19 protein-coding genes are annotated in these 14045 nt (G+C 67.1%); 7 read left to right on the plus strand and 12 right to left on the minus strand.

Going from position 1 to position 14045, the window contains the following annotated elements; translation table 11 throughout:
- Positions 1 to 16 precede the first annotated feature (16 nt).
- From test1122_RS18775 to test1122_RS18785, 3 genes are read right to left on the minus strand one after another with little or no spacing between them, the layout of a single operon-like run.
- Positions 17 to 511, minus strand: coding sequence for a GNAT family N-acetyltransferase (locus test1122_RS18775; protein ID WP_232270329.1), 495 nt, complete (start codon positions 509 to 511; stop codon positions 17 to 19).
- A 9-nt stretch (positions 512 to 520) separates the two neighbouring features.
- The gene (locus tag test1122_RS18780) at positions 521 to 1399 is read right to left on the minus strand and encodes a 1-aminocyclopropane-1-carboxylate deaminase/D-cysteine desulfhydrase (RefSeq protein ID WP_232270330.1); all 879 of its coding nucleotides are present in this window, start codon (positions 1397 to 1399) and stop codon (positions 521 to 523) included.
- A 31-nt stretch (positions 1400 to 1430) separates the two neighbouring features.
- On the minus strand, positions 1431 to 1661 hold the full coding sequence (locus tag test1122_RS18785) for a hypothetical protein (protein WP_232270331.1): 231 nt from the start codon (positions 1659 to 1661) through the stop codon (positions 1431 to 1433).
- A gap of 113 nt (positions 1662 to 1774) precedes the next feature.
- On the opposite strand from test1122_RS18785, the gene test1122_RS18790 reads away from it, so the two are divergent.
- Both test1122_RS18790 and test1122_RS18795 read left to right on the plus strand, forming a co-directional pair.
- Positions 1775 to 2905 carry a methyltransferase gene (locus tag test1122_RS18790; protein ID WP_232270332.1) on the plus strand — a complete coding sequence of 377 codons (1131 nt, stop codon included), beginning with the start codon at positions 1775 to 1777 and terminating at the stop codon, positions 2903 to 2905.
- A gap of 59 nt (positions 2906 to 2964) precedes the next feature.
- Positions 2965 to 3363 carry a four-helix bundle copper-binding protein gene (locus tag test1122_RS18795; RefSeq protein ID WP_232270333.1) on the plus strand — a complete coding sequence of 133 codons (399 nt, stop codon included), beginning with the start codon at positions 2965 to 2967 and terminating at the stop codon, positions 3361 to 3363.
- A 33-nt stretch (positions 3364 to 3396) separates the two neighbouring features.
- On the opposite strand, the gene test1122_RS18800 is transcribed toward test1122_RS18795, so the two are convergent.
- From test1122_RS18800 to sodN, 4 genes are all read right to left on the minus strand, one after another.
- Positions 3397 to 3840 carry an NUDIX domain-containing protein gene (locus test1122_RS18800; protein ID WP_232270334.1) on the minus strand — a complete coding sequence of 148 codons (444 nt, stop codon included), beginning with the start codon at positions 3838 to 3840 and terminating at the stop codon, positions 3397 to 3399.
- Positions 3841 to 4059: 219 nt separating this feature from the next.
- Complete coding sequence (locus tag test1122_RS26860) at positions 4060 to 4161, minus strand: snapalysin family zinc-dependent metalloprotease (protein ID WP_422397087.1); 102 nt, start codon at positions 4159 to 4161, stop codon at positions 4060 to 4062.
- Complete coding sequence (locus test1122_RS18805; RefSeq protein WP_232270335.1) at positions 4158 to 4661, minus strand: SRPBCC family protein; 504 nt, start codon at positions 4659 to 4661, stop codon at positions 4158 to 4160. Before test1122_RS18805 ends, test1122_RS26860 begins: the two co-directional genes overlap by 4 nt.
- A 159-nt stretch (positions 4662 to 4820) precedes the next feature.
- Positions 4821 to 5216 carry a superoxide dismutase, Ni gene (gene sodN, locus test1122_RS18810; protein WP_232270336.1) on the minus strand — a complete coding sequence of 132 codons (396 nt, stop codon included), beginning with the start codon at positions 5214 to 5216 and terminating at the stop codon, positions 4821 to 4823.
- Between the two features lie 185 nt (positions 5217 to 5401).
- Between sodN and sodX the strand changes: the two genes are divergently transcribed.
- Positions 5402 to 5740 (plus strand): nickel-type superoxide dismutase maturation protease, encoded by a 339-nt coding sequence (sodX, locus tag test1122_RS18815; RefSeq protein WP_422397088.1) that lies wholly within the window; start codon positions 5402 to 5404, stop codon positions 5738 to 5740.
- Here the strand turns inward: sodX and test1122_RS18820 are convergent.
- The gene (locus test1122_RS18820) at positions 5662 to 6273 is read right to left on the minus strand and encodes a CGNR zinc finger domain-containing protein (protein ID WP_232270338.1); all 612 of its coding nucleotides are present in this window, start codon (positions 6271 to 6273) and stop codon (positions 5662 to 5664) included. The genes sodX and test1122_RS18820 overlap by 79 nt on opposite strands.
- 89 nt (positions 6274 to 6362) lie before the next feature.
- On the opposite strand from test1122_RS18820, the gene test1122_RS18825 reads away from it, so the two are divergent.
- The gene (locus test1122_RS18825) at positions 6363 to 7139 is read left to right on the plus strand and encodes a class I SAM-dependent methyltransferase (protein WP_232270339.1); all 777 of its coding nucleotides are present in this window, start codon (positions 6363 to 6365) and stop codon (positions 7137 to 7139) included.
- A gap of 324 nt (positions 7140 to 7463) precedes the next feature.
- On the opposite strand, the gene test1122_RS18830 is transcribed toward test1122_RS18825, so the two are convergent.
- Entirely contained in the window at positions 7464 to 8660 is a 1197-nt protein-coding gene (locus test1122_RS18830) for an NAD(P)-dependent malic enzyme (protein ID WP_277879854.1), read from the minus strand.
- 702 nt (positions 8661 to 9362) lie between these two features.
- Here test1122_RS18830 and test1122_RS18835 point away from each other — a divergent pair.
- From test1122_RS18835 to test1122_RS18845, 3 genes are read left to right on the plus strand one after another with little or no spacing between them, the layout of a single operon-like run.
- The gene (locus test1122_RS18835) at positions 9363 to 10298 is read left to right on the plus strand and encodes an ABC transporter substrate-binding protein (RefSeq protein WP_232270340.1); all 936 of its coding nucleotides are present in this window, start codon (positions 9363 to 9365) and stop codon (positions 10296 to 10298) included.
- Positions 10299 to 10344: 46 nt separating this feature from the next.
- Positions 10345 to 11322: an amino acid ABC transporter permease gene (locus test1122_RS18840; protein ID WP_422397010.1), complete on the plus strand. Its 978-nt coding sequence runs from the start codon at positions 10345 to 10347 to the stop codon at positions 11320 to 11322.
- A complete protein-coding gene (locus tag test1122_RS18845; protein ID WP_277879855.1) occupies positions 11319 to 12113 on the plus strand; it encodes an amino acid ABC transporter ATP-binding protein in 795 nt (264 codons plus the stop codon). Before test1122_RS18840 ends, test1122_RS18845 begins: the two co-directional genes overlap by 4 nt.
- A 65-nt stretch (positions 12114 to 12178) precedes the next feature.
- On the opposite strand, the gene test1122_RS18850 is transcribed toward test1122_RS18845, so the two are convergent.
- From test1122_RS18850 to test1122_RS18860, 3 genes are all read right to left on the minus strand, one after another.
- Positions 12179 to 12589 (minus strand): hypothetical protein, encoded by a 411-nt coding sequence (locus test1122_RS18850; protein WP_232270341.1) that lies wholly within the window; start codon positions 12587 to 12589, stop codon positions 12179 to 12181.
- 326 nt (positions 12590 to 12915) lie between these two features.
- On the minus strand, positions 12916 to 13188 hold the full coding sequence (locus test1122_RS18855) for a DUF397 domain-containing protein (RefSeq protein WP_232270342.1): 273 nt from the start codon (positions 13186 to 13188) through the stop codon (positions 12916 to 12918).
- A complete protein-coding gene (locus test1122_RS18860; RefSeq protein ID WP_232270343.1) occupies positions 13185 to 14000 on the minus strand; it encodes a helix-turn-helix domain-containing protein in 816 nt (271 codons plus the stop codon). The genes test1122_RS18855 and test1122_RS18860 overlap by 4 nt, the downstream gene beginning before the upstream one ends.
- Positions 14001 to 14045 lie beyond the last annotated feature (45 nt).

Here is a 14045-nt window from a genome sequence, read left to right on the forward strand (position 1 = left end):
GCCAATTCCATAAGAATTACGCAGCGTTGCCGTCCGCGGTTCCCGCGAGCTCCCGGAGCGGCCGGCCGGTGAGCCGGAAGACCGTCCACTCGTCCATGGGCTCAGCCCCCAGCGACTTGTAGAAGCCGATCGAGGGCTCGTTCCAGTCGAGCACCCACCACTCGAAGCGTTCATAGCCGTGCTCCACACAGATCCGGGCGAGCGCCGCGAGCAGCGCCCTGCCATGGCCCGCGCCGCGCGCCTCGGGGCGGACGTAGAGATCCTCCAGGTAGACGCCATGGGTGCCGGTCCAGGTGGAGAAGTTCCGGAACCAGAGTGCGCAGCCCACCGGGCCGCCGCCGCTGTCGTCCTCGGCTATGAGAGCGAAGACGGCCGGGTGCTCGCCGAAGAGCGCGTCATGCAGCTGCCGTTCGGTGGCCTGGGCATGCTCCAGCGCGCGCTCGTACTCCGCGAGTTCACGGATCATGTCCCGGATCGCCGGGACATCGGCGGGGGCGGCGGCTCGGATCATGGGGAGAGGTTAACCGGTGATGACGGCGGCAAGCGTGGTCCCGGCGGGGAAGGCGCCCTCTTCGGCGAGTGTGGTGAGCCCGTAGAGCATCTTGGCGACATAGACCCGGTCCAGGGTCAGGCCGTGGCGCTGCTCGAAATCGGCCGCGAACTCCGTCAGCTCCGGGGTCGTACGGGCGTAGCCGCCGCAGTGGAACCGGTCCTCCAGCGACCAGTCGCCCCGTGGGCCGCCGAAGGCCTCGCGCTGCAGCCGCTCGACCTCGGCGTGCAGAAACCCGCCCTTGAGGACGGGGAAGCCGATCACCCGTGGCCCGTCGGCCGCCAGCCCGGCCAGCGTGCCACCGGTGCCGCAGGCGAGGGCGGCCACATCGGCGTGGCCGTGCAGCTCGGCGCCGAGGGCCGCGCAGCCGCGCACCGCGAGTGCGTTGCTGCCGCCCTCCGGTATGAGGAAGAAGTCACCGAACCGCTCCCGCAGCTCCGCCGCGTATCCGGGGTCCGCGCGGCGCCGGTACTCGGCGCGGGCGGTGAAGTGCAGCCGCATGCCCTGGGTGCGGCAGTGCGCGAGGGAGTCATTGAGCGGGCGGTCGGCCAGCTCATCGCCCCGGACTATGCCGATGGTGGCCAGCCCGAGCAGCCGGCCCGCCGCGGCGGTGGCGCGCAGATGGTTGGAGTAGGCACCGCCGAAGGTGAGCAGAGTGCGCTGGCCGCCCTCGGTGGCGGCCCGCAGATTGGGGGCGAGCTTGCGCCACTTGTTGCCCGGCAGCGCCGGGTGTATGAGGTCGTCCCGCTTCAGCAGCAGCCGCAGCCCCCGCCGGGTGAACCGCTCGTCCGCCGCCTCCTGGAGCGGTGCGGGCAGACGCGGGGCGAGGGCGGCGAGCGACGGGGTCATACCCCGATTGTCCTGCTACTCCGGGGAGGCGTTACCGCAAAAACGCGTCGCCGTTCTTCTCGATGTGCTGGTCCAGCTCGCGGAGGTGCTGATCCACCGCCTGCTGGGAGCCCCGGCCGCGCTGCTGTGCGTAGTACGCAGAGCCGAGCCTGCGCAGCAGCTCCTTGCCCTCCCGCTGGGCCTGGACCTCCTCCACCTTCTCCTTGCCCTGGGCAAGACCGCGCTGTGCCTGTTCCCTGGCCCGGTCGAAGAACCCTGCCATGGTCTGTCTCCCTCGCGTCGCTGGTGCCCTGAGCGTCAACGTATCCCGGGCCGGCCAGGTTCCGGATGGAGGCACGAAGGGGCGCGTGGCTCCCGGCGCCGTACAGTCCTGGCATGGACGCACTTCCCCTCGACCCCTCCGCGCCCCCGGTCCGCTGGCGCTCGGAGTCAGCGGCTCCGCCGCCGAAGAAGGTGGTCGAGGCCGATGACCGGATGACCGCCGACGCCGCCTTCAAGCTCGCCTGTGAGGGCACCGCACTGCTGTGGCGTGGTGACTTCCAGGGTGCCCGCCAGCTGCTGAACGCCATGGGGCGCCGTGCCGACCGCCGCAGGCGCAAGCCCGCGGCGACGCCGCGCGAGGCCTTCCATCTGCACCGGCAGGCGCAGGGCCAGCGCTCCCGGATCCTCGGCATGCTGCTGGTGCCTGTTGAGGCGGGGTATGTGATCCCGCTGCGCCGGGCGCCCGAGGTGCGGGAGGCGTGCGAGCAGGCGTACGGACCGTACGGCCCGGACAGCACGCCGTTCGCCGTATCACTGCGCGAGCTGCTCGGGGTGATCGGCGCGTATGAGTGGCGGCGCAAGGGGGTGGCCGTCCCGGCGCTCGGCGGTGACCGTATCCATCCGTACTACGGGGTGTTCTCGCCGGTCCGGGGGGAGTATGTCGATCTGGTGGCGCAGGCGCCGCTGCCCGAAGACAACGCGCTGGCCTATGACATCGGCACCGGTACCGGGGTGCTCTCCGTGGTGCTGGCGCGTCGCGGTGTCCAGCGGGTGGTGGGCACCGACCAGGACGCCCGGGCGCTGGCCTGCGCCCGGGAGAACGCCGAACGGCTCGGCGTCGCCGACCGGGTGACGGTCGTCGAGGCGGACCTCTTTCCGGTGGGCCGGGCCCCGCTGGTCGTCTGCAACCCGCCCTGGCTCCCGGCCAAGCCCACCTCGCCGCTGGAGCAGGCCGTATACGACCCCGGCAGCCGGATGCTGCACGGCTTCCTGACCGGGCTCGCGGACCATCTGGAGCCGGGCGGCGAGGGCTGGCTGATCCTCTCCGACCTCGCCGAACATCTCGGACTGCGCCCCCGCGAAGAGCTCCTTGACCTCTTCAGGACCGGGGGACTACGGGTGGTGGACCGCCTCGACGCCCGCCCGGTCCACCCGCGCGCCACCGACCCCGAGGACCCCCTCCATATGGCCCGCGCGGCGGAGGTCACCTCGCTATGGCGGCTGGCGGCGGCCCAGCCGAAGTGACCGGCATACCCGGCGCGCGGCATGGGCACCCGGACCGGGACCCAGAGGGAGGCAAGCCCATGCCCGTACGCGAGATGACCGAGAGCTACCCGATGGAGATCAACCTCGACCGGGATCTGATCTCCGATACCGTCCAGGTGCTCATGGAGTGCGCGCAGGCGTGCACCGCGTGCGGCGACTCCTGTCTGAGCGAGATGGAGATCGGCGAGCTGGCCAAGTGCATACGTACCGATCTGGACTGCGCGGATATCTGTGAGACCACGGCCCGGGTGCTGTCCCGGCACACCGGCTACGACGCGAACCTCACCCGGGCACAGCTTGACGCCTGTATCCAGGCGTGTACCAGCTGCGCGGACGAGTGCGAGCGCCATCCCCGCCATGACCACTGCCGGATCTGCGCGGAGACCTGCCGCCGCTGCGCCGAGGCCTGCCGGACCATGAACGAGGTGATCAGCTGACCGCACCGCCAGCCCGGCCCGGCTGCCTTGCCGCTATGACCAGCCAGTGAGCAACACCTCGTGGCCGCCTGTGAGATACCGGGCGATGGCGCTGCCGGTCGGCTCCACCGAGTCCGCAGGAACGGCATCGGCGGCCACCCACCGCACCTGGCTGTGCTTGGCGGGCTCGGCGTTGACCAGCTCGCCGGACCAGGTGTGCGTAACGAAGACCACGGTGAGATAGCCGCTGGGCGCCTCGGCCCCCAGCGCGCCGTGCACCACATGGGCCAGCCGGAGATCGGCCGGATCAACGACCAGGCCGGTCTCCTCGCGGAGTTCCCGGACGGCGGTCTTGGTGATCGGCTCGCCGGGCTCGCTCTTGCCGACGGGGAGGTCCCACTTGCCCTGCGCGAACTTGGCGCCCGGGCCACGCTGGAGAAGCACGACGCGGTCGCTCTCCCGGTCGTGCACGATCACGGCGGCGACCAGAAGCGACATAGATGCCGTGGCGGGCGGGAGCGCGGGCTGGGGAGCGGGCTCGGGCAAGGGAGACCCTTCCGTTCGATCACTGCGCTTGCTGCGTTCGCTGCGTTTGCTGCGGCTGATCGTACGATCCTTTGGCCTTCAGCATCCTCCGGATTTCACCGCCCCACGACGGGTAGGGGGCCTCAGCGGGGCTTGGTGAGCGCTTACTTATCGAAGGCGGGCACGCCTGGATCAGCGCTGGTTCGGATACGCGTTGGTGCAGGACGGGCCTGGACCGTCACCCGACGCCAAATCGCGGCACGGGCCGGGTAGTTGCCAGCGGACCTGGCTCAGCCCTGCACCCGGCCACCGAACTGTGCCTCGTACTCCTTGAGCAGCTGCGACTGCCGTTTACCCACCGGCGTCTTTGGCTGCTCCCCGGCGAGCGTGGACTTCAGCATATCCAGGCAGATATGCCAGCCCGCCGCGTTCCGGACAGCCCACTCCCGCCCCTGGAAGCTATTGGTGAAGATGACGCGGCACTTCTCGCCGCCCTCGCCCGCCGCTTCAAGCTCAATACGGATCGGGTCGCCGTCCCAGGTGAACTCGAGCACCCGCGCGGGCTGCACCTCGGTGATCGTCCCCATGGTCGGCGGATCGTCATCCCCCTCGAAGGTGAACGTCATCGACTCGCCTGCCGCCAGCTCGTCATAGGCGATCCGCGCCGGGAACCAGCCGGCCAGCCCGTCGGGCTCGGTGACGGCCGCCCACACCTCCTCCACCGGGTGCCGGTACACCCGCTCGAAGCGCAGGGTGTGCCGGTCGCCTTCGCTGTGCAGGGTCGTTGTCCCCATCGTCATCTCTTCCGTGCGGCGGTGCGAACGGCACAGCCTACTGCCGTCACCTGTGCACCTTGAGCCGCGCGGGTGAATGGCCCGGCCGATACGACGACCGCGCCCGTACCCGGTGGGGAACGGACGCGGTCGGCGGGAAACCGGAACAAAACGGGCTGTTCAGGCCTTCTTGGTCTCCCAGAAGATCTTGTCGATCTGGGCGATGTAGTCCAGGGCCTTCTGCCCGGTGGCCGGGTCGGTCGACCCCTTGGCCGCGCTCAGGGCCTTGAGGGCGTCGTTCACCAGCTGGTGCAGCTCCGGGTACTTCTCGAAGTGCGGGGGCTTGAAGTAGTCGCTCCACAGGACCGAGACGTGGTGCTTGGCGAGCTCCGCGCGCTCCTCCTTGATGGTGGTGGCCCGCGACCGGTAGTGCGAGTCCTCGTTGGCCTGGTACTTCTCCTGGATGGCCTTGACCGACTCGGCCTCGATGCGGGCCTGGGCCGGGTCGTACACACCGCAGGGGAGGTCGCAGTGAGCGCTGACCTTCACCGTTGGGGCGAACAGACGGGAAAGCATAGAGCTGTCCTTCCTCGTGATCGTCTTCTCACGTGCGAGATTACTCCCTGCGGGGAACCTTTTCGCGTGTGGCCCCTAGGGATTAGGGCGAAAGTCTGAGGTTGGACTGGGGCCACTGGAGGAACAGACCGGAGGCGACTTCAGTGCTGGGGCGTATCGGACTGGCCGAGGTGTACAACCCGTCGATGGTGCCGACGCTACGGCCCGGGGACCGGTTGGTGCTGCGGTACGGGGTGCCGGTGCGGCCGGGGCATGTCGTGGTGTTGCGGCACCCGTTCCAGCACGATCTGCTGATCGTCAAGCGGATCGTGGGACGGCGCCGGGGCGGCTGGTGGGTGCGGGGGGACAATCCGTACGTGGAGAACGACAGCCGGGAGTTCGGTGTCGTACCGGACGAACTGGTCGTAGCCCGGGCATCCGTGCGCCTGCGGCCGCCGCGGGAGGGTCAGCGGTCGGTCGGCTCCGCGCTCGGCTGGGCCTTCTCGGCGGTGCGGCCGCTCTCCAGACGTTTGCGGGCCCGGTAGGCGGCGACATTGGCGCGGGTCGCGCAGCGGTCCGAGCAGTAGCGCCGGGAGCGGTTGGTCGATGTGTCGAGATAGGCGTTGCGGCAAGGGTCGGCCTGGCAGATGCCGAGCCGGTTGACGCCGAGATCGGTGAGGCTGAAAGCCAGCCCCATACAGGCGATGGCGGCATAGCCCGCGGTCGCGGTGGCCGGGTTCTCGGCCAGGTGCATATGCCACTTGGGCTTGTCGTCCTTGTCCCGGTGTTCATGGCCGGAGATCTGCGGGCTGGTCGGGTACTCCATCAGCAGGGCGTTGAGCAGGTCCACGGCGCGTACCTCATCGCCCTCGGCGGCCGCCGTGAAGACCGCGCGCAGCCGGGTCCGTACGGCCCGGAGCCGGGTCACATCCGCCTCCGAGGCCCTGCGCGCGGTCTGCTGGTTGGCGCCGAAGAGCCCGCGTACGGCTTCGACGGAGGTGAGCGTGTCCTCCCCCCGTACCGGCTGTTCGGTGTTGACCAGCCGCACGGCGAAGTCGGCGTAATAGGTCAGTTCCACTTGTAGTCCTTACGGCGGCGAGTTAGGGTCAAGGGCGAGGGGGTAAGGGGCTCTCTTCGTTCCAGCCTATTACGTACGGAGGGGTAATCATGACGGACACCACCACACACGTGGACTGGCAGGCCTGGCAGAGCAGTTGGGACCGGCAGCAGGAGTGGTACCTCCCTGATCGCGAGGAGCGCTTCCGGGTCATGCTCGACACGGTCGAGGCCCTGGTGGGCCGCGAGCCGCAGGTGCTCGATCTGGCGTGTGGCACAGGCAGTATCTCGGACCGGGTGCTGGGACGTTTCCCCAAGGCGCGATCCACCGGCGTCGATCTCGATCCGGCCCTGCTCGCCATCGCGCGGGGGCACTTCGCGCGCGATGACCGGGTGGAGTTCATCAGCGTGGATCTGCGGGACCCCGAGTGGGCCGGGAAGCTGCCCCACCGTGCGTATGACGCGGTGCTCACCGCCACCGCGCTGCACTGGCTGCGCACGGACGAGCTGGCCACGCTGTACGGGCAGCTCGCTGGTGTGGTGCGGGACGGCGGCGTGTTCCTCAACGCCGACCATATGCCGGATGGTGCCACGCCTTGCATCAACGCGGCTGCTCACGCGTTCGACAAGGCGCGGCGGGAGCGGGAGAAGGCCACGGGGAGGCAGGACTGGATCGACTGGTGGCAGGCCGCCGCCGGGGACCCGGCGCTGGCCGGGGTGGTGGCCGAGCGCTTCAAGATCTTCGGTAACCCGGCGGACGGCGACCACGATGACGGCGAGATGCAGTCGCCGGGCTGGCACATCCGGGCCTTGCGGGACGCGGGGTTCGCGGAGGCGCGGACGGTCTGGGCGTCGCCGCAGGACACGATGGTGCTGGGCCTGCGTTAGTACGGCTACCACCGCGCGGCGGAGAGGCGCCGGGTGTGTGGGTGGGTCGGTGCCGCGGCGGGGTACCTCCTCGGCGCTCGCGCGTGGTCCAGCTCCGTGCGGGGCCCGGCGACAGCGCTCGTCGCCTGCGGGGGCACGCCCGCCGCGGCCCCTTCGGCCGTCGCGCGGCTGCGGCCCGGCGGGGGCGTCTGTCGGGACGGCCGGAGGGGGTCGTGCCGGGCGTGCCCCCGCAGCGGACGAGCGCTGTCACCGGGTACATGTACGGAGCTGGACCACGCGCGAGCCGCGAGGAGGTACCCCGGCGCGACCCCCGACCCCACCCACCTAGCGGCGGGCGACGCCCTCCTTGCGGGCTGCGGCCGCCACGGCCGCGGTGACCGCGGGGGCCACCCGTTCGTCGAAGGGCGACGGGATGACCTTGTCCGCGCTGAGCTCATCGGCGACGACGGCAGCCAGCGCCTCCGCCGCGGCGAGCTTCATGCCCTCGGTGATCTGGGACGCCCGGACCTGGAGCGCGCCCGCGAAGATGCCGGGGAAGGCCAGCACATTGTTGATCTGGTTCGGGTAGTCGCTGCGCCCGGTGGCGACGACAGAGGCGTACTTCTTCGCCACCTCGGGGTGGATCTCCGGCGTCGGGTTCGCCATCGCGAAGATAAACGCGCCGGGCGCCATCTTGGCGACCGCGGGCTCAGGCACCGTACCGCCGCTGACGCCGATGAAGACATCGGCGCCGTCCAGTGCGGATTCCAGGGAGCCGGAGAGTCCCGCCTGATTGGTGAAGCCCGCCAGCTCGCGCTTGACGTCGGTGAGGTCTTCGCGGTCCTGCGAGACGATGCCCTTGCGGTCACAGACCGCGACATCGCCGATGCTGGCCTCAACCAGGATCTTGGCGATGGCCACACCGGCGGCGCCCGCGCCGGAGATCACGGCACGGAGCTCGCCGAGTGGGCGGTCGCTCAGCCGCGCAGCGTTACGCAGCGCGGCGAGCGTCACGATGGCGGTGCCGTGCTGATCGTCATGGAAGATCGGGATGTCCAGGCGCTCCTGGAGCCTCCGCTCGATCTCAAAGCAGCGCGGGGCGGAGATGTCCTCCAGATTCACACCGCCGAAAGAGGGCGCGAGCCGGACCACGGTCTCGACGATCTCGTCGGTGTCCTGGGTGTCCAGCGCGATCGGGACCGCGTCAACGCCACCGAACTGCTTGAACAGGATGGCCTTGCCCTCCATCACGGGGAGGGATGCCTCCGGCCCGATGTCACCGAGCCCGAGCACCGCGCTGCCGTCCGTCACGACCGCGACGACCTGGGACTTCCAGGTGTAGTCATGAACGAGCTCCGGCTGCTCCGCAATGGCGCTGCACACCTTTGCCACACCCGGTGTGTACGCCAGGGACAGGTCATCCGCATCCCGGACCGGCACGGTCGCCTGGACCGCCATCTTGCCGCCCCGGTGCAGAGCGAACGCCGGATCGATAGCGTCCTCATCCAGCTCACTCTGCGGATTGACGATCTCCGCTGCCACTTTGTGACCCCTTTTTCCTATATATGCCGAGGGTATCGCTGCCCTGTTGAGCCGCGGGCGGGTACCACGTCCGCTTCCTGTTCGGTGGATGGCCACCGTCCAGGGGGAGGTACGGACGCCGGGCGCGCCGCACACGCGCCCTGGGTCCCCGGGTGAGGGGTGTAACTGCCCTTTGTACCGGATGAGGGCTACCGCGTACGAGTCACTTTTGACACATGGACAAAGACTGGCGGACATGCGGTCACCACAGCTTGGGGCAATGCTGTGTATAGCGGTCCAAAATGGGTTTAAGTGCCAGGTGCGGACCTTCGGTAGGAGGGGGGAGGTGTGGGGCCGCCGCCTGAACCGCGCGGCAACAGATCACTGGAAAAGGCGTGAAGCACGCAATAAATCGCACGTCAGGCGCAAGGAAGTCGGCTTGTCGGGCCTGTCGAGGCGCCCGTAGCTTCTACATCAACCCGCAGCCACCAGGAGCGGGACCCGCTCCCCACTGCTCGGCGGCTCTGTTCAGGACATGGCAGATGGCCGAGGCAATGTCCGCTTACCGGTATCTGTTATCCGATTTTGACATCGCAGGCTCCCACCGGGGTGCGTTCCGGATGGCAAGATTCCCACATCACCCTCATCGCACATGGTTGCGACACTCGAATGTATGTGACTCGCTTCACTTACTGCTCTCGCATTTTTGCAGGAGGAACCACGATGACCGCCAGCACAACCTCCCGCCCGTCCGCGCGACGACGCCTTGCCGCGGTCGGAGCTATCGCGGTCACTGGCGCCCTGCTGCTCAGCGCCTGCGGCGACCAGACCGAGGGCGGCGGGGGCACGCAGAAGGCCAAGAGCTCCGACGCCCCGCTCTTCGACAAGCTGCCGAAGAAGATCCAGCAGGCGGGCGTCATCAAGGTCGGCTCGGACATCGCTTATGCGCCGATTGAGTTCTATGACGAGAAGAAGCAGGTCACCGGGATTGATCCCGATATCGCCAAGGCGATGGGTGACGTGCTGGGCGTGGAGTTCAAGTTCGCGAACGGCACTTTCGACCAGCTGGTCCTCGGTATGAACACTGGCCGCCATGACATCGTGATGTCGGCGATGACTGATACCAAGGAGCGCCAGCAGGGCGCCAGCGAGGACGCCGAGGGCGGCGCCGACTTCGTCGACTACTTCAAGGCCGGTTCCGCCATCCTGGTGGCCAAGGGCAACCCCGAGGGCATCAAGACCCTCGACGATCTCTGCGGCAAGACCGTCGCGGCGCAGCGTGGCACCGCCAACGAGACGCTGGTGAAGGACCAGTCGAAGAAGTGCGACAAGAAGATCAAGCCCTTCGTCTCCGACGAGGACACGGACTCGATCACCCAGCTGCAGACCGGCCGGGCCCAGGCCGTGGTCACGGACTTCCCGGTCGCCCTCTACAACGAGCTGACTGCCGGCGGCGGCAAGCTCTTCGAGGTCGTCGGCGACCAGATCGACGCTGCCCCGTACGGCATCGCGGTCAACAAGAAGAACAAGGAGCTGCGGGACGCCCTGCAGGCCGCGGTACAGGAGATCATCGACAACGGTGAGTACGCCAAGGTCCTGAAGAAGTGGAACGCCGAGACGGGCGCCATAGAGAAGGCCACCGTCAACGCGGGCAAGTGACTCTCGCCGGACATCCCCTCAACCGACGATTTAAGGCAACACTCCTGTGACCGAACCACACGACAAGGTCCCCGCCGCCGATGGCGGCGGCGGGACCACCACCCCTGTGGACCTCCCAGCTGACATTCCTCCCGAGGCGATCAAGGCCATCCCGGTCCGGCACTACGGACGGTGGATCAGTGCCGCCGTCGTGGTCCTCCTGCTGGCCTCGCTGGCCTACGCCTTTGTCACCGCCAAGATCGACTGGGGCGTAGTCGGCGAGTACCTGACGAACGAGTTCTTCGTCAAGGGCGCCGCGATGACCCTGTGGATCACCGTGCTCTCCATGGTGCTCGGCGTCGTACTGGGCATGCTGCTCGCCGTGATGCGGCTATCACCCAATCCGGTGCTCAACAGCGTGGCCTGGGGCTACATCTGGTTCTTCCGTGGCACCCCGGTGCTGGTGCAGCTCTTCCTCTGGTTCAACCTGTCGCTCATCTTCGAGTATCTGGACCTCGGGTTCATCTACAAGAACGAGATGATCGACGTCATGACGCCCTTCCTGGCCGCGCTCCTTGGGCTCGGCCTCAACGAGGCCGCGTATATGGCGGAGATCGGCCGAGCCGGTATTCAGTCCGTGGACCGGGGGCAGACCGAGGCGGCTCACGCGCTGGGCATGAATAACGGCAAGACCATGCGGCGTATCGTGCTGCCGCAGGCCATGCGGGTGATCATTCCGCCCACGGGCAATGAGTTCGTCAATATGCTCAAGACCTCCTCGCTGGCCTTCGCTATCGGGCTCAACGAGCTCTTCCTGGCCGGCCGGAACCTCGGGTCCCGCACCCTGGCGGTGATGGAGTCCCTGATCGTGGTGACCCTGTGGTACCTGCTGCTCACTACACTGTTCAGCATCGGGCAGTACTACCTGGAGCGGTACTTTGCCCGTGGCGCGGACCGGGAACTGCCCCCGACGCCGCTGCAGCGCATTAAGGGGCAGCTCACCTCGTTCCGTACGCCGAGCAAGGTGGGAGGTACCACCGTATGAGCGCCGATCTGGGCAAGCAGTCCAGCAGCAAGCACGCCATGGTGAAGGCGGAAGCTGTTCACAAGTCCTTCGGCCTGGTTGAGGTCCTTAAGGGCATCGATCTGGAGGTCGCCCCGCAGGAGGTCTTCTGCCTGGTCGGCCCGTCCGGCTCCGGCAAGTCCACCTTCCTGCGGTGCATCAACCACCTTGAGAAGATCAATGCGGGTCGGCTCTACGTCGACGGCCATCTCGTGGGCTACCGCCAGAAGGGCGACAAACTCTACGAGATGAAGGAGAGCGAGGTCGCCGCCCAGCGCAAGGACATCGGCATGGTGTTCCAGCGCTTCAACCTCTTCCCGCACATGACGGCGCTCGAGAACGTCATGGAGGCGCCTGTTCAGGTCAAGGGCGAGACCAGGGCGGTCGCCCGGGAGCGGTCGAGGAAGCTGCTCGACCGTGTCGGCCTCGGTGACAAGACCGGGAACTACCCGGCCCAGCTCTCCGGCGGCCAGCAGCAGCGCGTCGCGATCGCGCGGGCGCTGGCGATGGAACCGAAGCTGATGCTCTTCGACGAGCCGACCTCGGCGCTCGACCCGGAACTGGTCGGTGAGGTGCTTGACGTCATGCGCGACCTCGCCGAGTCGGGTATGACGATGATCGTCGTTACCCATGAGATGGGCTTCGCCCGTGAGGTCGGTGACTCGCTGGTCTTCATGGACGACGGTGTGGTTGTTGAGGCTGGACACCCGCGCGATGTGCTGACCAATCCGCAGCACGAGCGGACGAAGGGCTTCCTGTCGAAGGTCCTGTAAGTCCCTACAGTGAAGGTAGGGGTGTCCTCAAGAGAGTTGGACGCCCCTACCTTCATGTTCCTGTGCTAGCGGCCCGAAGTGTTCCCGAAGACGATAACGCCCTGCATCTTGTTGGGTCCATTAGCGCCATTTCGTGCCACTATCTGGATTGACATGGCGCGATTCTCGGTAACATTGAAGTTGCACCAGGTGTAGCCGTTGTCCGCTCCATTGGAGTCGTGGCACTCCCTGTACTCGTTTGTCCCGCCAACTCTGATCTCGGCCACGGCCCGGAGGCCGTCACGTGTGATGTCTGCGACCCTGACCCTGTCTCCGTCGGAGTAGAAGCACCCCATGCCTTCGGGCGCGAAAGGCTGAGTGCAGAACTCAGTGATCTTAGCGGCGGCGTGAGCCTGCGGTCCCATGACTAGGATGGCGGCCGCCGAGATTGCGCCTACTGTCGCTATGTTCAGACAGCGCTTTGCTGTTCTCCTCATTCGGTCCCTCTCCCGTTTTTAGCGGCCCGAAAGCAACATGTTCCGTCTCGGGGTGCGTGCTTGTTCAACTCGGGGAGAGAGGAGGGGAAGGCTATTCAGGTCGCAAACCTAACAAAGCGCCTGCTCCTTGTACTCGTTGATCCCCGTGCTGCTTCAATGACGCAGTGCCTGTGATGGTCAAGTGCCGTCGGTGGTCGAGGAGATTCTCTGCCCGTGTGGCAGCGGATGTCAAACAGATTGGGTAGTGGGTTCCTTTATTGATTCCGCCACTAGGCAGGGCCTAGTTGATAAAATCCGCGACTCACGCGGTATGCCTGCTAAGGGAATTATGGTCTGGTAGCCGATGGGTTGGCGGGCGTGTAAGCGGCGGTGTGGGATATGAAGGCCGACCAGGCGGGAGCGGGGAAGGTGAGTTGGGGGCCGGGGGTGTCCTTGGAGTCCCGGACGTGGATGCTGTGGGGACAGGTGGCTATCTCGACGCAGGCGCCACCTTCGTCGTTGCTGTAGCTGGACTTGCTCCAGGAGAGGGCGACTTCGACGCAGGCAGAGCCTTCACTGTCGCTGTAGCTCGACTTGAACCAGGCCAGCTCGGTGCTCATAGGTCGTCCACCATTCGCTCGATGAAGTGCAGGGACTCTTCAGTGCAGAGGGCCTCTTCGCGGATCTTGCCATAGCGCTGGGTCAGCGTGCTGACCACAGTCGGGTCGGAGGTGAACTGGCTCACCCCCTGGCCATCGGCGAGGGAGAAGTGCTCGTGTTCCTCGGTCTCCAGGAGCACCATTGGGCCCTCGAGCGCTGCGGGCATGGCCCGATTGAACGGCAGCACCTGGAGTGACACATTGCGCAGTTGTGTCACCTCCAGCAGGTGAAGCAGCTGACGCTTGTGCGCCTCGCTGCCGCCCACTGGAGTACGCAGGATGGCTTCGTAGACGACGAAGCTGAAGGCCACCGGGTTCTTGCGGGTGAGGAGCTGCTGTCGCTCGAGGCGGGCCGAGACCCGTTCGTCGACCCACTCGACATCCTTTGGCGGAAAGTGACTGCCGATCAGCGCCCGTACGTACTCCTCGGTCTGCAAGAGGCCAGGAACGAGTAGGGATTCGTACCACAGCAGGCCGATGGCCTCGGCCTCATACCTCATGTAGTCCTGTGACCGCGATGGGAACTTTTCCCGCCGAAGGTACTGCTTCGCCGCGCGCAGCAGCCCGTTCGCCTGGAGTAGATCATCTGCCACATCCAGCAGTCTCGGTGTTGGCATCCGGACGCCCTGCTCCATCGACTTGACGGTATCGGGCGAGTACCCGGCCGCGTTGCCCAGTTCCTCGCGTGTCACCCCCGCGTTCGTGCGCCACATCTTGAGCTGGTTGCCTCCGTACCGCCAGGCCATCGGCGGCTGGGAGTTATTGACTGACACAACAGCCCCACCTTCCCGATACACCACCGCGTGTATCGACTCAGT

The organism is Streptomyces gobiensis (assembly GCF_021216675.1).
Classification (GTDB): domain Bacteria; phylum Actinomycetota; class Actinomycetes; order Streptomycetales; family Streptomycetaceae; genus Streptomyces; species Streptomyces gobiensis.